This is a genomic window from Paenibacillus sp. J22R160, from assembly GCF_059692135.1.
Genome location: NZ_JCAUAU010000008.1, coordinates 20,165 through 37,030 on the forward strand (window position 1 = coordinate 20,165; position 16,866 = coordinate 37,030).

Annotated in this window: 22 protein-coding genes and 1 tRNA gene; 19 read left to right on the forward strand and 4 right to left on the reverse strand. The window is 43.7% G+C overall.

Going from position 1 to position 16,866, the window contains the following annotated elements:
• The first annotated feature begins 25 nt into the window (after positions 1–25).
• Positions 26–1,186, forward strand: coding sequence for an aminotransferase class V-fold PLP-dependent enzyme (locus AC58UW_RS18250; protein ID WP_497422043.1), 1,161 nt, complete (start codon positions 26–28; stop codon positions 1,184–1,186).
• A gap of 15 nt (positions 1,187–1,201) precedes the next feature.
• Positions 1,202–1,693, forward strand: coding sequence for a DUF4446 family protein (locus AC58UW_RS18255; RefSeq protein WP_497422044.1), 492 nt, complete (start codon positions 1,202–1,204; stop codon positions 1,691–1,693).
• Here the strand turns inward: AC58UW_RS18255 and yyaC are convergent.
• Positions 1,668–2,291: a spore protease YyaC gene (yyaC, locus tag AC58UW_RS18260; RefSeq protein WP_497422045.1), complete on the reverse strand. Its 624-nt coding sequence runs from the start codon at positions 2,289–2,291 to the stop codon at positions 1,668–1,670. The genes AC58UW_RS18255 and yyaC overlap by 26 nt on opposite strands.
• Before the next feature lie 99 nt (positions 2,292–2,390).
• Here yyaC and AC58UW_RS18265 point away from each other — a divergent pair, with 99 nt between their 5' ends.
• From AC58UW_RS18265 to AC58UW_RS18285, 5 genes are all read left to right on the forward strand, one after another.
• The gene (locus AC58UW_RS18265) at positions 2,391–2,627 is read left to right on the forward strand and encodes a putative Se/S carrier protein (protein ID WP_497422194.1); all 237 of its coding nucleotides are present in this window, start codon (positions 2,391–2,393) and stop codon (positions 2,625–2,627) included.
• A gap of 16 nt (positions 2,628–2,643) precedes the next feature.
• Complete coding sequence (locus AC58UW_RS18270) at positions 2,644–3,483, forward strand: mechanosensitive ion channel family protein (RefSeq protein WP_497422046.1); 840 nt, start codon at positions 2,644–2,646, stop codon at positions 3,481–3,483.
• A 22-nt stretch (positions 3,484–3,505) separates the two neighbouring features.
• Positions 3,506–3,721 (forward strand): DUF951 domain-containing protein, encoded by a 216-nt coding sequence (locus tag AC58UW_RS18275; protein ID WP_161406880.1) that lies wholly within the window; start codon positions 3,506–3,508, stop codon positions 3,719–3,721.
• A 70-nt stretch (positions 3,722–3,791) separates the two neighbouring features.
• A tRNA-Ser gene (locus AC58UW_RS18280) sits at positions 3,792–3,879 on the forward strand.
• A 250-nt stretch (positions 3,880–4,129) separates the two neighbouring features.
• On the forward strand, positions 4,130–4,564 hold the full coding sequence (locus tag AC58UW_RS18285) for a hypothetical protein (RefSeq protein ID WP_497422047.1): 435 nt from the start codon (positions 4,130–4,132) through the stop codon (positions 4,562–4,564).
• A gap of 35 nt (positions 4,565–4,599) precedes the next feature.
• Here the strand turns inward: AC58UW_RS18285 and AC58UW_RS18290 are convergent, their stop codons facing one another.
• On the reverse strand, positions 4,600–5,961 hold the full coding sequence (locus tag AC58UW_RS18290; RefSeq protein WP_497422048.1) for a right-handed parallel beta-helix repeat-containing protein: 1,362 nt from the start codon (positions 5,959–5,961) through the stop codon (positions 4,600–4,602).
• A gap of 193 nt (positions 5,962–6,154) precedes the next feature.
• Between AC58UW_RS18290 and AC58UW_RS18295 the strand changes: the two genes are divergently transcribed.
• From AC58UW_RS18295 to AC58UW_RS18315, 5 genes are all read left to right on the forward strand, one after another.
• The gene (locus tag AC58UW_RS18295; RefSeq protein ID WP_497422049.1) at positions 6,155–7,402 is read left to right on the forward strand and encodes a hypothetical protein; all 1,248 of its coding nucleotides are present in this window, start codon (positions 6,155–6,157) and stop codon (positions 7,400–7,402) included.
• 61 nt (positions 7,403–7,463) lie between these two features.
• Positions 7,464–8,189, forward strand: a complete 726-nt coding sequence (locus AC58UW_RS18300; protein ID WP_497422050.1) for an ABC transporter ATP-binding protein — start codon at positions 7,464–7,466, stop codon at positions 8,187–8,189.
• Positions 8,176–8,928 carry an ABC transporter permease gene (locus tag AC58UW_RS18305; protein ID WP_497422051.1) on the forward strand — a complete coding sequence of 251 codons (753 nt, stop codon included), beginning with the start codon at positions 8,176–8,178 and terminating at the stop codon, positions 8,926–8,928. Before AC58UW_RS18300 ends, AC58UW_RS18305 begins: the two co-directional genes overlap by 14 nt.
• Positions 8,929–8,940: 12 nt before the next feature.
• Positions 8,941–10,368: a sensor histidine kinase gene (locus tag AC58UW_RS18310; RefSeq protein WP_497422052.1), complete on the forward strand. Its 1,428-nt coding sequence runs from the start codon at positions 8,941–8,943 to the stop codon at positions 10,366–10,368.
• 17 nt (positions 10,369–10,385) lie between these two features.
• Entirely contained in the window at positions 10,386–11,081 is a 696-nt protein-coding gene (locus AC58UW_RS18315; RefSeq protein ID WP_497422053.1) for a response regulator transcription factor, read from the forward strand.
• A 65-nt stretch (positions 11,082–11,146) separates the two neighbouring features.
• Here AC58UW_RS18315 and AC58UW_RS18320 read toward each other — a convergent pair whose 3' ends face one another.
• Together AC58UW_RS18320 and AC58UW_RS18325 are read right to left on the reverse strand one after the other, a co-directional pair.
• A complete protein-coding gene (locus AC58UW_RS18320; protein ID WP_497422054.1) occupies positions 11,147–11,419 on the reverse strand; it encodes a hypothetical protein in 273 nt (90 codons plus the stop codon).
• Positions 11,420–11,435: 16 nt separating this feature from the next.
• Positions 11,436–11,618 carry a YjzC family protein gene (locus tag AC58UW_RS18325; protein WP_145665448.1) on the reverse strand — a complete coding sequence of 61 codons (183 nt, stop codon included), beginning with the start codon at positions 11,616–11,618 and terminating at the stop codon, positions 11,436–11,438.
• A 232-nt stretch (positions 11,619–11,850) separates the two neighbouring features.
• Here AC58UW_RS18325 and rpsF point away from each other — a divergent pair, with 232 nt between their 5' ends.
• The 7 genes from rpsF to rplI all read left to right on the forward strand — a co-directional run bounded on the left by rpsF (position 11,851) and on the right by rplI (position 16,789).
• The gene (rpsF, locus tag AC58UW_RS18330) at positions 11,851–12,138 is read left to right on the forward strand and encodes a 30S ribosomal protein S6 (protein WP_173221841.1); all 288 of its coding nucleotides are present in this window, start codon (positions 11,851–11,853) and stop codon (positions 12,136–12,138) included.
• A 35-nt stretch (positions 12,139–12,173) separates the two neighbouring features.
• The gene (ssb, locus tag AC58UW_RS18335; protein WP_497422055.1) at positions 12,174–12,653 is read left to right on the forward strand and encodes a single-stranded DNA-binding protein; all 480 of its coding nucleotides are present in this window, start codon (positions 12,174–12,176) and stop codon (positions 12,651–12,653) included.
• A 23-nt stretch (positions 12,654–12,676) separates the two neighbouring features.
• Entirely contained in the window at positions 12,677–12,964 is a 288-nt protein-coding gene (gene rpsR / locus AC58UW_RS18340; protein WP_029196139.1) for a 30S ribosomal protein S18, read from the forward strand.
• 163 nt (positions 12,965–13,127) lie between these two features.
• On the forward strand, positions 13,128–13,439 hold the full coding sequence (locus AC58UW_RS18345; RefSeq protein ID WP_161406888.1) for a MazG-like family protein: 312 nt from the start codon (positions 13,128–13,130) through the stop codon (positions 13,437–13,439).
• Positions 13,440–13,445: 6 nt separating this feature from the next.
• Positions 13,446–14,360, forward strand: a complete 915-nt coding sequence (locus AC58UW_RS18350; protein ID WP_497422056.1) for a DUF2232 domain-containing protein — start codon at positions 13,446–13,448, stop codon at positions 14,358–14,360.
• An 18-nt stretch (positions 14,361–14,378) separates the two neighbouring features.
• Positions 14,379–16,343, forward strand: coding sequence for a DHH family phosphoesterase (locus AC58UW_RS18355; protein ID WP_497422057.1), 1,965 nt, complete (start codon positions 14,379–14,381; stop codon positions 16,341–16,343).
• Positions 16,340–16,789, forward strand: coding sequence for a 50S ribosomal protein L9 (rplI, locus tag AC58UW_RS18360; RefSeq protein ID WP_497422058.1), 450 nt, complete (start codon positions 16,340–16,342; stop codon positions 16,787–16,789). The genes AC58UW_RS18355 and rplI overlap by 4 nt, the downstream gene beginning before the upstream one ends.
• Positions 16,790–16,866: the final 77 nt, after the last annotated feature.

Genomic DNA, 16,866 nt, shown 5'->3' on the forward strand with positions numbered 1-16,866 from the left:
TGAATCCGTAGGAGAGGGTGATAATATGAAGGGTGTCATATATTTTGATCAAGCAGCTTCATCTTGGCCAAAGCCGCTAGCAGTTATGGATGCGATGATGACTTGCATGCAAGATTATGCGGCTAATCCAGGACGAGGAAGCCATCAGATGGCAGTGAAAGCAAGTCGGTTATTATTTGATGCTAGAAAAAACTTAGCACGCTTATTTGGGATCAAAAACCCGAATGATCTATCGTTTGCATTGAATACGACACATGCGCTGAACCAAGCGATCAAAGGGTTTGTAAAACCTGGGGATCACGTGATCTGCACAAATATTGAGCATAACTCCGTACGCAGACCGTTGGAACATTTGAAGGCTACGGGTGGAATAGAGCTTACCTATATCCGCAACGATGAAGAAGGAAATATCCAACTAGATGAGTTCAAGAAAGCTTTACGGCCAAATACGTCACTCGTAGTAGTAAATCACAGCTCTAATTTATTGGGAACGATTATGCCAATTGCTGAGATCGGTGAGATATGCCGTGCTCATGGCGCTAAGTTGCTTGTAGACGCGGCTCAGAGCGCTGGTATACTGCCTATTCACGTAGGCGATATGAACATTGATATGTTGGCTTTCCCAGGCCACAAAGGGCTTCTAGGGCCTCAGGGGACGGGTGGGCTATATATCCATCCTGACATTGATTTGGAACCGTTCATGCATGGCGGAACAGGTAGTCAATCAGAGGCTATTCGTCAACCAACAGTAAGGCCAGATCGATATGAGGCAGGAACACAAAACACGGTAGGAATTGCCGGATTAAACGAAGGCGTGAAGTTCGTCATAGCGGAAACGATTGAGAAGATCCATGCCAAAGAGTGGCGTCAAACACAAATGTTGATGGAAGGTTTACTGGGAATTGAAGGAGTCACGATTCTTGGCCCAGCTCTTGGACAAAATAAAACAGGGATTGTTTCCTTTAATATCAATGGTGCGGATTCATCGGAAGTCGCTTTTATCTTAGATCAATCTTTTCAAATTGCTGTACGGTCAGGCTATCATTGTACTCCGCTTGCCCATGAAACGGCAGGCACTCTAGCCATGGGAGCTGTAAGAGCAAGTGTAGGTTATTTTACAACGGACGAAGAAGTGGATGCTCTTATTTATGCAGTGAAAGAGATCCAATCGCAGTATGCTACGTAGAAAGAGGGATCAACCATGGGGGAACTGTTCGGATTGAATGGAAATTTTGTCGTATTAGCTATTCTGGTATTAATCTTAGTATTATTTATTATCGTCATTATTCTTTCGGTTAAATTATCATCTTTGCGTAAACGATACACACAAATGATGAATGGTTCAAAGTCAGATAATATGGAGCAACTCCTTATTGAAATGCAACAGGCCATCAATGAGCAAAAGGCCGAGTCAGCAATGACGTCAGCCCAGGTTGATACAATTCACCAATCCCTTGCGAAAATGAAGTCTAAAGTAGCGATTCATCGATATAACGCCTTCAATGATGGAGGTAGTAACCTGAGCTTCACAATTGCCATATTGGATGATTTCCAGGACGGTGTGGTTTTAACGGGAATACATAGCCGAGAGCAGATGTACTTGTATGCGAAGCCGATTCAGAATGGACAATCCACTTATACCCTAAGTCCAGAAGAGAAAGAGGCTATTAGTCAATCTGTAAAGCCGTCTTAGCGCTTGGTGCATAAGCTTGCGTGCGGCGTAAAGCAGAGTGGAGAGCATCACCGATTACGTTGGCCATGTTCATGACAAGGCTGAGCCGCGTATTTTGCAGGACGAAATATTCCATGAATCCGCCAACGTTGACGATCCCCGTCACATGGATATTACCAACGGGAGGAAGGTCTTTGTTAACGCCAGCACCAGGCTTAAGCGGACCATCAGCAACTTGAATACAGCCTACGCTGGATACTTGACCTAAACAAGCATCGACAGCAACGATGAAAGGGTTATCGAATTGTCGTTGAATTTTATCAACGGTATCAGATAAGTTCATGGCATGGACAGGTTCATCTAACGTACCGAACAAGTGAAGGTTGCGAAGATTGTTCGTACGATTCAAATGCGAGCCAACTAACGGACCAAGTGAATCTCCGGTAGAACGGTCAGTTCCCACACAAATAACAACGATAGCTTGATAGGTTGGTAGCTTACTAAAAATGGATTGCAAATGCTTAGAGAGAAGAAAAGGGGTATCGGCGTCTGTGTGCTGAATTTTGAGTGGGGTTAGTTCCGTGTCTTTCATTCCGTCGAAACCAATTTGGAATTTCATCATATCCCTCCAAAGTACTTCTTCTTTTTTTACTAGTATATGGATAGATAGAGACATTTATACGTAGGAGAGGAGGGATTTTCCTTGAATATTTCTGTTATGTTGTTAGCGTTCGATTCTACGCAGCAAGCCCTGCGTGCTGAAATGCTGCTAGAGTATGCGGATATAGAAATCGACATCAGACCTACTCCCAAAGAGATTACAGCTGGCTGTGCCCTTTCTATTGAATTTCCAGGAGAAAATCTAGCACAAGTTCAAGAGATTATTCACTCAGAGAATGTAGAAATCAGAGGCATCTATTTTAAAAAAGAAGATAAATATGTTACCATGGAATGAAAAGGAGGTCTAAACTGTGACCTTTATTACGAAGTATTTTACGGATTTAATGAACTGGATTCGAGAACATCTATCGAAACCCGAAATGCTAGCTTCACTATTTTGGATTATCGTAAAAATTATTCTTATTTATCTTGTTGCAAAAGTATGTATCAAAATAGCAGATAAAACGATTGCTCATATGATAGCTGCTAGGGATAAGTCACCTCTCAAATTTGATAGACGTAGAACGAATACAATAGGAAGTCTTATACATAATTTAATAGCCTATACAGTGAATCTCATATGTATCATGTTGATCCTTGGACAAGTTGGGTTAAATCTTGGGCCTTTGCTTGCCGGGGCAGGTGTGCTTGGATTAGCGATAGGTTTCGGAGCTCAGAGTTTGGTGAAAGATGTTATTACCGGTTTCTTCATCATTTTTGAGGATCAGTTTGGCGTAGGGGATGTCATTCAGATTGATTCGTTCAAAGGGACCGTTGAAGAGATTGGCATTCGTGTCACTAGGATTAAAAGCTGGACGGGTGAAGTACACATCATTCCAAACGGAAACATTAAGCAGGTGACTAATTTCTCTACGTATAATTCATTGGCAGTCGTCGATGTGACGATTCCGCATCACATGAACATTGATGAGGCTACGCAAATTCTCAAAGAAACAGTTAAGCACGTGCAAGACCTTACTGAGGATATTGTGAAGGAACCTGAAGTACTTGGCGTTCAAGTGGTGGGTACGACGGATCTGAAGATCCGCATTATTGCCGAATGCAAACCAACCCGACAATTTAATGTTACGAGACTTTTGAACATAGAAATTAAGAAGAGACTCGATAGTGTGCAAATTGAAACGATGTAGTTGAAGAGGGGGTGGCGGACGAATGGAGAAGAAGCAGTATCAACTTGGCGATATTGTGCAAATGAAAAAGCCCCATCCGTGTGGCACCAATGAAATGGAAATCATACGGATGGGAATGGATATTAGAATTAAGTGTGTGGGTTGCAAACACAGTGTTCTAGTGCCGAGAACGAAGTTCGAAAGTAAGCTTAAAAAAGTGCTTAGATCCAACGCAGAGAATGAGGAAGAGTCCTCATAAATACGCTGGAGAAAAGACTTGCGAGGGTGAGGATTTTTTGATATAATGAATCCTGTTCTCGCGTTTTATTGGAAAGGTACCCAAGAGGCCCAAGGGGGCTGACTCGAAATCAGCTAGGCGTCGCGAGGCGTGCGTGGGTTCGAATCCCACTCTTTCCGTACAAGCTGTTTCTAGCTAAGGAATGAGAGTCTTCTGCATCTGCAGGAGGCTTTTTTAATTTATTTAAGACCGAGTAAAATTCCAATATTTAGTTCCACGTGAAACATTTTAAGAGTCTTTTACGTCTATAAGGGCGTAGAAGGCTCTTTTACATTAAGTCTTTTGCCTGTCCAAAAAGGATAAAAAGACTAAAAGGAAAGCAGAATAAGCTCATATCTATGTATTGGCAACAAGAAGGAGGTAAGCGTGATGAGAAGTTGGTTAATGATATTTCTGGTACTGGCCGTAGTGGCCTCAGGATGCGCTAAAAAGAACGAAGAGACATCGCCTAGCCCAACAACGGGGGCGACTGTAGCGCCTTCCACAGGGGCTTCAGCAACGCCTGGTGCAACGAGTGGGACTGGTGGTGGATCAACGGCCACAGCGACGCCAGCTGCTGGTGGCAAGGATACGACAAAGGATGAGCCGCTTCCTCAGATAACGAAGGAGCAAGCTGATAAGATAAGCATGACGAGCACCTATGATGATTTGGTGAAGCAGACAGGAGCAAAAGGCAAATTAGTTAAAGAAGAGAATGGTAAGAAAACATATGAGTTTGCCATTTCTAATCAACCAGGTTACTATGTGCAAATCGTTTACTATGCAGATGGAAAGATATCTGAGAAGAAGGTATTTCAGAAATAAAAAAAGGGCTGTGCAGCTATCCTGCACAGCCCTTTTTACAAGGAGGAAGTCATTGTATTCGTACCTTTGTCTATCACTTTATCCCCATTGCCTGAGCCAATATTCCCAAAGAGGATAGTCTCCCGGCAGTTCAAGTCAGCAATCCGAATGGCAGCTTTACTACAACGAATAAGGCTATTGCCCGTTAGGCAATTGCTATCTGAATAAGAGCCGCTTTCTTCTCCTTCGGATGCAATCCGAATTCCTTCAACTTTAACATCACAAATTGTATTCAACTTGATCTGATTATCGTATGAATTAATCAGGACCAAACCGGTATTACCAATATTGAGGAGTTGGTTATTTGAAATATGGTTGCCGTGAGGACGATCTGATTTACTATCAGTTCCGACTAGCTGAATGCCGACATCGTCGATTTGGCTCATCATATTGTTCGTGATGAGATTTGATACGCAGTTTCCCTTGAGACGGATACCGAAAGTATAACCCTCTTTTCCACTCGAATTTGAAAAGGATTCAATGAGATTATCGGAGATAGTGTTGAGAGAGCATGCTTTTTCTTTAGGTTTTGCTAGGAGATCAATTCCGGATTGATAGCACCTGTACATGCGATTACGTGCGATATGACATTGGCGGCTGCCATTGGTTAAAGTAATGCACGGTTGAAGCAGCATCGTGAATTGATTATGTATCAACTGATGATCTGCAGCATTACTGCACCAGATGCCGAAGCCCTGCGTATCGTAATCCAACGATCCGATTAATGAATCAAAGTTGCAGTTCTCTATAATAACTCGGCTAGAGTCTTCAGATTTGATACCATTGTCAATCAATGAAAATATACATTCTGAAACTAGGATGTCCATTGCTTGATTTAGTATAATTCCACATTCAAAGATAGGATTAGCTGTACCCCCATATGAACCTAATCCCTGAAAAACAAGGCTTTGAATATGGACGTGCTGGGCAGCTGATACATTGAGGAGACCGAATTTGTTTGCAGACGAACGAAGAATACTATTGCTGCCGGCTCCCATGATGGTTACGTTGGAACTCACACGAAGCGGAAGTTTGAGAGCGTATATCCCTGGTGGGATGTATACAATTCCGCCGGAGATCGCAGCCAAATCAAGAGCGCTTTGGATATATGGCGCATCATCCTCATCATAGCGGCTGTTGCCGCGGGCTCCAAAATCTTTCACATTATAAATAAGCGTAGAAGAAGCTGCTGCTTGTGCAGGAGAACTGCCGGCAAACAAGTCTCCTGCTGCTAAGGCAAGCCCAGCAACGCCGAGTGATGAAAGTAATTTTCTACGACTAATAGAGGGAGATGCTTTAGGTTGAGCATTCAAATCAGTTAGTCCGACCTCGCGCTGTCTATCATTATTTTCGTCCAAGAAAGCTCACCTCATTGTAGGATTGGTAGATATAGTAAATTATAAAATAAAGTTAGTCATTCGGAAAGGAAAAAGTAGAAGTGAAAAGAGTTTATACTTTGTTAATAATCCATTTAGATCGATTCAATAAGGTTATATTAAAATAAAAAGTAAGGAAACGTTTCCCGTAAATTGTGTTTAAAGGAGAAAAGAGATGAAACTTAGCAAAAAGTCCGTTACTGTACTGTCCTTTACGATTGGAGCTTGCTTATTCGTATCCACGGCATTCGCCGATACGCTGCTTGGATCGGGGTATGACCGTTTAAAAGGTTCAGCAAAAACGACCGCAAGCATGATGGAAAAGGATATGAAAAACTATACCCTTGAAGCGTTGTATACGTTGAAAGATAACGATAAAACCTTACTTCAAGGCTCAACGTCCCAAAAGATGGATGTTGACAAACAAATGAGGGAAGAGAATACAACGAATAAAAGTGCAGATGGCGAAACAACTTCAAGATACTATTATTCCGACAAGAACAAATCAGTTAATAAAAGTGGAACGGACAATACTTACTATGTAATGGAATATCCGGCTAATGAGAAAAACAATAGATCTGTTGACTTCAAAAACCCGTTTGAAGAGAAGGGCGCAGCAGAGATCGAGAAGATCGTTGACGCCGTAGTTGGCGGAATGAAAGACTATGTGCAAGTTGAGGAAGGACCAGAAGGTGGAAAAGTGTATTCGGGCAGCTTGTCTGAAACTCAAGTGCCAGCCGTTCTGAATGCTGTTTCTTCCTTTGGCATCAAGCGGATGCTGAACGATGAGCCCGATTTACCAGCGATAGAGAGCGATGTTTTTGTGAAAAAGGTAGTAGGTTCGGCTATTGAAAATAAAGCTGGCTACTTAGAGAATGTAACGGGCGATATTACACTGTCAGGAAAAGATAAGAACGGTGTTCAACATGATTTGAACCTGAATGTCATTGTGAAGCTTTCTGAGGTTGGTAATACGAAAATCACATTACCTGACCTAACTGGCGCAAAAGTCGAAAAGGTGAGCTACTCCAATGGATTCAGCAGTAAGTATGTAGGTAAATATAAAAACGATATCGTTATGGAGAAAGACGGCAAGTTTGTGAAAATTGGTGAAAGAATGGTTGAAATCACAAGCGTTGATAACGATAAAGTAAAAGGCAAATATTCGGAAACCGTTATTCCAGGCTATGAGAGCGAATATCCGAATAAAGATGTCTTTGACTTTGAATACGATACAGCCGAGTCCTCAAATTTCACATACAAGGATGCAAATGGTGAGCAGAAGAACGGATCGATTTATCAAGGTGCAGTAGGCAAGATTCACTTGCAATTAAATCTTGAGATTATTGATAAAGACAAAAACTCGTACAAATCCAACGCTAAACCCTATTACGATGGAGAGTTTAGCCGCATATTTGAATAGACAGAGGTTCAGGAGGCTGCTGATGCAGCTTCCTGAGCATTTTTTGGGGAGATGATAGAAATTGACTGTCAAAGCGATTGAAATAAGCGGATTAACCAAGTCATTTAAAAATGGCCGGGGGATCGCAGAGTTGAATTTAGAAGTTGATCAAGGCGATGTATTCGGATTTCTAGGGCCAAATGGTGCAGGGAAGACAACGGCTATGAAAATGATAACTGGACTCATGAAGCCAGACCGAGGCGATGTGAAAATTTTTGGAGCCAGTATTTCTGATGACTATGTTAATGCCATGAAGCATGTCGGTTGTATGATCGAGACAGCGGAGTCGTATCCTTACTTAACGGCGAACGAAAACTTAAAGCTATTCGCGAGGTTTTATCCGAATGTTGATCAGAAGAGAATCGATGAGTGTCTCGAAACCACGGGCATGCTGAAATATAAAAATGAGAAATCTCAGAAGTTTTCGCTGGGGATGAAACAAAGGCTGGGAATAGCGGCTGCCATATTATCGAAGCCCAAACTATTGATTTTGGACGAGCCCTTAAACGGACTAGATGTCGAAGGGATGCTGGAGATGAGAAAATTGATCAAACAGCTCTCTCAAGAAGGCACGACATTTTTCATCTCAAGCCACTTGATTCATGATGTGGAACTGACATGCACAAGAATCGGCATTATTTATGGGGGCAAGCTTGTAAACGTAGAATATACGCAGAATATTCTCTCGTATTACTCGTCGCTTGAGAACTTTTTTGTAAGTGAGGTGGACAGGAATGGAAGGGTTTAAAGCCGCATTTATCAATGAATCTGTGAAGTTGCTAAAAAAGAAAAAAATGATGGCGGCTGCAATTTTGTCTATCCTTGCTGTTTTGGTCGGGCAAATCGCTGTAACAACAATCAAACATGGACTTGGATTACGGGTTGTAGGAAGCGTTGAATTTCCTATAGTTGTTCTATCGTTTATTACTTATACGCTTTTGCCGCTGTTTGCCATTTTTGTGGCAATCGATATGTTTAACGGTGAAACCTCATCGAATACAATGAAAATAACACTTTTAAGACCCGTCTCCCGATTTGGTGTGTTTAGTGCGAAAGTGTTAAATTTAGCATTGTTTATTGCCGGTAACCTCTTATTTGTTATGATTCTTTCGTTATTGGCGGGATTTATTTTTAATCCATCATCAGCCAGTTTGGCAGGGATCTTGAAGGTAGTTCTATCTTATGGATTAACTTTTTTCCCCGTATTTGTGTTTGCGCTGATTGTCGTCCTGCTGTCCAATGTGATTCAGGGGGGACTAGCCGTATTTTTCCTCGCCATACTTGTGTTTATCGGGTTTAATTCATTAGGCATTGTATTCTCATCCTATTCCAGTTTTTTCATTACCTCGATGTTTGATTGGTATACCTTATGGATATCGGAAACGATCAATGCGTTTAAAATATTCCGCCAAATTTTAATCATGTCAGGCTGTGGTATGATGTTATTTACAACAGGGTATTATTTGTTTGACAGAAAGGACATATAGAAAGGGATCTACATGCATTTAACCAAACGTTTCTTCACGATGAATGCAATGGCTGTGTTGCTCTCCGTTGGTTTGACGGTTCTGGCTGTCATTGTTTTTGTTGCTGCTTATACGAAGGTTTTTGGCCGTGAAGCCGACACGAAGGAGTTTCAGAGGGCCTTCGAAGTTCGAGCGGCGATCAGTGAAATCAAAAGAGAAGCACAGACCCTCAAGTTCGATCAGCTTTTGGATACGAAATATCAACAAGAGCTTGCTAGTCGAGTTAACGCTTTGGATGCCAGTGCCATTATTTTAAAAAATAGAGATGTTGTATTTACTACGCAAAATTTCAATAAGATCGATATCGAGAGAAGCCTTATGCTCTCAGACAATCAGGCAACTCGAGATGAGGTCGAACTTGCCGGGAAAACATATATGATTACTAGAGCGGATTATAAGCTTCCAACTGGCGATGCCGGTGTGTTGTTGTTACTTGCGTCAATAAAGCTGAAAACGAACTTTTTCATGCTGCTCGGCATTTTTACAGTCTGCGTGTTCACCTTTGTATTTTTGTTAACGAACTTCTGGGTTTCGTATCGATTTTCCCGCGGCATTATTCGGCCGATCTCCAGGCTCAAGGATGTTGCTACTAAAATCAGCGAAGGTGATTTAAGCCACGGAATTGCAGAAGAGGGCGAAGGCGAAGTTCGCGAGCTATGCAGAACACTGGAGTTAATGAGAATCAAGCTGAAGGAATCAGTTTATTTGCAGGAAAAGTATGATGATAACCGAAAGTTCCTGGTTTCAAGCATATCCCATGACTTAAAGACGCCTGTTACATCCATCAAAGGATATATTGAAGGTATTATCGATGGGGTGGCCAAGACTCCTGAGAAAATGGAGGAATATCTGGAAACGGCACGATCCAAAGCTATTCTGGTAAACGCTATGATCGATGATCTGCTTTTATATTCCAAGCTTGATTTGAACCAACTCCCTTATCATTTTGAAAAGAGTGATTTGGCGAGCTATTTTGAGGATTGTGTCGCGGATCATAAGTATGAATATGAAAAGGCTAACCTATCGTTATCGTTAATAAACGAACTAAATGAGCCAGTCAAAGTTTTAATTGATCGTGAAAGATTAAAGAGGGTTATACAGAACATTCTTGATAATGCTATGACATATGTAGAGAAAGCGGATGGAAGGATTGAAATTATCCTCAGGGAAACAAGGACGTCTGCGATCGTAGAAATTAAGGATAACGGAAAAGGGATACCTGAGAATAAACTTCCCCATATATTTGAGCGATTTTATCAAGTAGACCCTTCAAGAAAAAGCGGCAGTGGACTTGGACTTGCTATCGCGAAGCAAATTATAGAAGGGCATGACGGGAAAATATGGGCTAAAAGTGCCGTAGGAGAGGGTACTCAGATAATGATATCTCTGAAGAAGTTCTAGGATGTTTGGAGGTTATGATGAAAAAAATTCTGATTATTGAGGATGACCAAAGTATCGCCAATCTCCAGAGAGATTACCTCGAGTTGAGCGGTTACTCCGTTAAGATGGTGAATAGTGGATCAGCGGGCTTAAAAGCACTGAAGGAAGAAGATTTTGAGCTGATCCTATTAGATATTATGCTGCCAGATATAGATGGATTTGAGGTATTGAAGAAGGTGCGTGAGCAGGATGATATTCCTGTCCTTTTGGTATCGGCAAGAGCAGAGGAGATTTATAAAATTAATGGGCTAGGTCTCGGTGCGGACGATTATATTACTAAGCCCTTCAGCTCCGGCGAATTGGTCGCGCGGGTAGGGGCACATTTGAAAAAATTCCAACGAATGAAAGAGCGGTTCGGCAAAGGGAATGAAGGAAGTACGATCCAAGTAAGAGGTCTAGAGGTTCAGAAGGAAGCTAGGCGCGTCTTTGTTAACGGAAACGAAGTCGTTTTGGCGCAAAAAGAGTTTGATCTGCTTCTATTTCTTCTACAGAATGCCAATCGGGTTTTTGGCAAGGAAGAGCTCTTTGAGAGGATCTGGGGGTTAGACGCGATGAGCGATGCCTCAACCGTAACGGTTCATATTGCCAGAATCAGAGAGAAAATCGAAGAAACCCCATCGAAGCCCCAATATATAGGCACTGTTTGGGGATCTGGGTATAGGTTTATTGTGTAAAAAGAGCTGGTCCTAAGCAGGTAAACTAAAACTACCTAGGGGCCAGCTTTCCATCATTTCAGTCGCTAATAGCTCCCATTGCGGTTTCTGTAGCTGTTAGAGAATCGATCAATGACATAGCCGACAAGCGCCCATGTAGCGATCGTCAATACATAGATGATGAGCATCCGAAACATGGAGATCTCATAGATGTCTGTGAATGTGGATGCAAACCAGGCAGGTACGCTAAGCGCATAGAAAATCATGTAAAAGGCATCATGATCGTGAAATAAATAATGAGCCAAGCAGAGGGCTGCACCTAGGAAGGTAAACAGCCAAGTAAACGTGGATGTTCTCATGGTGAATTTCTCCTAGTTAAGGCTTTTTGCGGTGCCATTTGCGATTATGGTTGCTGTTGGCCGGAAATCTGTCTCCTTTTCTTAACGTGACTATTTTCGGGTTTTCAATTCCCATGTGAACAGCATTCTCACCCATCTCGATGTAAACGCCGTCGTTAGGAACATGATCGCCTTCATTGAATTGTGTCCATTCACCCACATTGATCACCTCATCGAAAGATTTTCAATCAGGTTTAGATTACCCTTCTGAAGGGGAAGCATGTACAAAATGCATTGCCATGTTCATCCTTGAGAGAAAGACTTGTATTCTGCCGGTCAATTTGCTATAGTATTCAGGTGCGAGTTTTGAATAAGAATCCTCGCTCCTTGCTCCTTCGCTTGTGCGAACAAGCTTGAACAGGAGCCGCTTAGTCCAAAAGGAGGTGAAATACATGCGCAAATATGAAATGATGTACATCATTCGTACTGACATTGAGCAAGAAGTTGTTCAGTCTACAGTAGAAAAGTTTCAAGGCATCATCACGAACGGTGGAGGCGAAGTCTCCAAACATGACCTGATGGGCAAACGCCGTCTTGCGTATGAGATCAATAAGTTCCGTGACGGGCACTACGTGCTTGTACACTTCAACGCAGAACCTGCTGTTGTAACTGAACTTGATCGCGTACTTAAGATTTCGGATGAAGTTATCCGTCACTTAATCACAAACGACGTAGCTTAATTGCATGCCAGTATTTTCGTCAGGGGGAATGTTCTATGTTGAACCGTGTCATTCTTATCGGTAGATTGACCAGAGATCCAGAACTTCGTTATACGCCAGCCGGCGTTGCCGTTACACAGTTTACTCTCGCAGTAGACCGTCCTTTCACAAGCGGAGGTTCGAAAGAACGAGAAGCGGACTTTATCAATATCGTCACGTGGAGGCAGCTTGCCGAAACTTGCGCGAACTATTTGCGTAAAGGTCGTTTGACAGCAGTGGAAGGCCGAATTCAGGTACGTAATTATGACAACAACGAGGGCAAGAGAGTTTACGTGACCGAAGTGATTGCCGATAATGTACGCTTCCTTGAATCCAGTAACAGTGCCGGAAATCGTGAAGAAGGCGGATCGAACGCAAACGCTAGCTACGGCAGCGGAGGCAGTGGCAATCGTGGCGGTGGGTCACGCGAGCAGCAAGATCCTTTCATCGATGACGGAAAACCGATCGACATTTCCGATGATGACTTGCCATTCTAAAGTAGAAAGGACTGAACAAACTAATGGCTTTCCAAAAAAGAGATAACAATAGTGAAGATCGCGGCGACCGCAAATTTGCTCCTCGTGGCAAAGGCGGTAAAGGCAAACGTCGTAAAGTTTGTTACTTCACAGTTAACAAAATCAAGCACATTGACTATAAAGACATTGAAACTCTTAAAAAGTTCATCAGTGAGCGCGGGAAGATTCTTCCTAGACGTGTAACTGGTACTTCCGCTAAGTACCAACGTGCATTGACGATCGCTATCAAGCGTTCCCGTACAATCGCATTGTTGCCTTACACAACGGAATAGGGTTACTTAGAAGGCAGCTGTTTATACGGCTGTCTTTTTTGTATGCTGAGAAGTCGGTAGGCGAGAGCAGAGATCCCGCCGCTTTGTAGAGGCTTTCTTTTCTCCCCCTATTTTGTGGTATAATTAACGCTATAGTCTTTTGTAGGATGAGGAGAGATGACGGTTGCTGAATAGGGAAAAGGAAGTAGACCTAGCCAGACGGGCCAAAGTCATTGAGTGGCTCAAGACAGAAGTCGTAGATCACGTAGCGCACCTGCTTAAAGGCATATGGGAAGGCAGCCATGTCAAAATTGTGGATGGTTTAGCCAGTTTAATCTCAAGCGGCTATATTTTGGGAAGAAGACTGGGTATTTCTTATCGCGATTTGGACGAAGCCATTGTAGAGAAAATGAAGAAGCACCGCCAAGAGGGCCATCAACTTGAGGATTGGTACGGCGACATTTCATCGCTCGAAGAACATTTACGTAAGAGGTGAGCCCGGTTGGGGAATCGAAGTTGGCAAAGCATCATTTGGAGTGCGGTGACGATCCTATCATTGCTGTCTCTAATGACGCCTTTTATTATTTTCACATTTAGTTTTCTCATGATCCCTGTATTAATGTTATATGTAAAATCAAGCACCAAACGCTTCGTCATCAGCTATGTCATTAGCTTGCTCGTCGTTTATTTGCTTACCCAGTGGCATGGGATATCCCTCATGTCCGTATCGCTGTTCTTTTTGCCGCCGGTACTAGTCATGGGTAATTTATATAAACGGAAAGCCGCCGCTAGGACGGTAATCACTGCAGGAATTATTACCATTCTGGCAGAGTCGCTGCTCACCCTGCTCATCGGGTATTCGCTTGGATTTGATCCCGTAGCGAAATTCAAGAGCTTTATGATGGACAGCATTGCAAGTATGCCGCCGGGCATTCGGGAGGTTCTACCGAAGGACCAGGATTGGTATGTGAATTTCATTGTGCAAGTGATACCGCTATATTTGATCTTTGTGGCGTTGTTCTATACCTTCGTGACTCACGGCATTAGCCGCTGGTTGCTCAACAAAACGGGAGAAGGCATCCCGGGCTTGCGACCAATGAGGGAATGGATGCTGCAGAAATCGCTGGTGTGGATTTATTTGATCGTGTTTGTCCTCGATCTATTTATGAATCCAGCTTCCAATGCACTAATCCCGACGCTGATGATGAATGCGATGCCACTGCTGATGCTGGCCTTTGCCATTCAAGCGATCTGTTTTCTATTCTTTGTTGCACATGCGAACAAATGGAAGCCAATTTTGCCGATCGTTGCGATGATTATTCTTTGTTTCATGCCTCCACTTTTTATCGTTTACAGCTTACTAGGGGTATTTGATGTTGCGTTTCCAATCCGTGAACGGTTTAAGAAAAATTTATAGGATTAGGAGCTAGTTCGAATGCCGAAGTTCCTTTTAAAGCGATGGCACGGTCAACACATCGTGTGGATTTTCGTTCTGCTCATCATCATGTCAGCTACAATTTATATGTTCAAATGGTGGCTGGGCGTTACGGCCTTCCTGGTCTGCGGAATTCTGGCGTACTTCACACTCCAAGCGGAAGCAGCTTTCCGCAAAGAGCTCAATATGTACGTCGGAACGATTACGCATCGGGTCAAAAAAGCCGGCAATGAAGTGATGAGCGGCCTTCCTATCGGAATTATTTTATATAATGAAGAGAAGCGCATCGAATGGCACAACCCGTTTGTGGCGAAAATGTTGGGTCAGGATTCCGTCATTGGCGAGCCGCTGTACGAATATTTGCCAGACCTGAAGAACCGGAAAGATAAAAGCGAGAAAATCGATTTAACCATCGGGAAGTTGATTTATCAAGTATGGTTTCGACCCGAAGAGAGACTGCTCTATTTCCGGGAAATCACGGAGCATGCGAATTTGGCAAGAAAGTACGAAGATGAGAAAACGGCGATTGGTATCGTGATGATGGATAATCTGGAGGAGTCAACGCAAGGTCTCGATGACCAAACGCGGAGCATTATGCTGGCCAAAGTGACCGGTGAGATTACCGAATGGGCACAGAAGAATCAGCTTTATTTGCGCCGGACGTCCTCGGATCGTTTTCTTATTCTGATGGATCAGAAAGCGCTGCGTCAATTAGAGCAAACGCGATTTGAAATTCTGGACGATGTGCGGGACTTGACGATAGAGAACAAGCTGCCGATGACGCTGAGCATCGGGATTGCATCTGGCGCTGAGCAGTTAACGGAGCTTGGTCAAATGGCGCAGATGGGACTGGATATGTCCTTAGGCCGCGGCGGCGATCAGGTGACAGTTAAAGTGGGCCAAAGGCTGAGCTTTTATGGCGGAAGAACGAATGCGGTTGAGAAGCGAACGCGGGTTAGAGCCAGGGTTATTTCCCATGCATTAAGGGATTTGATGAAGGATAGCGATAAAGTGATTATCATGGGCCACCGCTTTCCGGACATGGACTGTATTGGCGCATCGATTGGCATATTGAAGGCCGTGCAAGTGGTTGGCAAGGAAGGCTACATCGTGCTTGAGGGTGTGAATCCATCGATCCAGAAGGTGATGGAGACGATTGCCGGCGATGAGCGGCTGCACCGCTGGTTCATTACACCAGAACAGGCGATGCAGATTACAACGCAGCGCACCTTGGCTGTGGTGCTGGATACACACAAGGCTTCTATGGTAGCCGAGCCTAAGCTGCTCCAACAGACCCACAGGGTCGTTGTGGTCGATCATCATCGCCGCAGCGAGGAGTTCATCAATGACGCGACACTCGTCTATATGGAGCCTTACGCGTCCTCTACCTGCGAGCTGGTGACCGAGCTGCTGCAGTACATCAATGAGAAGCTGACGATGGAAGTGCTCGAGGCAACGACATTGCTGGCTGGTATCGTGGTCGATACGAAGAGCTTTAGCCTTCGTACAGGGGCGAGAACCTTCGAAGCTGCCTCGTATTTGCGCCGTAATGGCGCTGATTCCGCGCTGATTCAGCGTTTGCTGAAGGAAGATCTCGATTCGTACATCGAGCGAGCAGAAGTGATTAAGCATACAGAAACGATCCACGAGCACATCGCTTTGGCAGTTGCTGAGCCTAATCGCAAATATTCTCAGTTGATGATTGCACAAGTTGCTGATACATTGTTGAATATGACGAATATCATGGCTTCCTTTGTCATCGCCGAACGGCCGGATGGACTTATCGGCATCAGCGCCAGATCGCTAGGGCAGATGAATGTCCAACTCGTGATGGAAAGGCTGGGAGGCGGCGGTCATTTAACCAATGCAGCAACTCAGCTGGATGGCACGACATTAGAGGGAGCAACGAGCCGATTGAAGAAAGTACTCGATGAAATGCAGGAAGAGGAGGGACTTTTCGAATGAAAGTCATTTTACTTAAAGATGTTAAAGGGCAAGGCAAAAAAGGTGAAGTTAAAGAAGTATCCGAGGGCTACGCACAGAATTTTCTTATTGCTCAGGGGCTTGCAGCTCCCGCGACAACTGGCACAGTGAAAGTGCTGGATAATCAGAAGAAGGCGGAACAGCGCAAGAAGGATCAAGAGAAAGCCGATGCCAAAACGCTAGGCGAGAAGTTGAACGAAATGACGGTTCAAATCAAGGCGAAAGCCGGTGAAGGCGGCCGATTGTTCGGCGCAATTCCAAGCAAGCAAATCGCAGAAGTACTAGAGAAACAGTACAAGATTGTGATTGATAAGCGCAAAATCGTCCTCGAAGAGCCTATTCGTACGCTAGGCGTAACGAAAGTCCCTGTGAAGCTGCACAGCGAGGTTACAGCAAGTTTGAACGTACAGGTCCTCGAAGAGAAATAAGTGACAGAGAAGGCGAATAAGAGTCCCTAGGAGGGGCTCTTATCTATTCTTAAACTACGAAAAGAAAGGCGGGTACT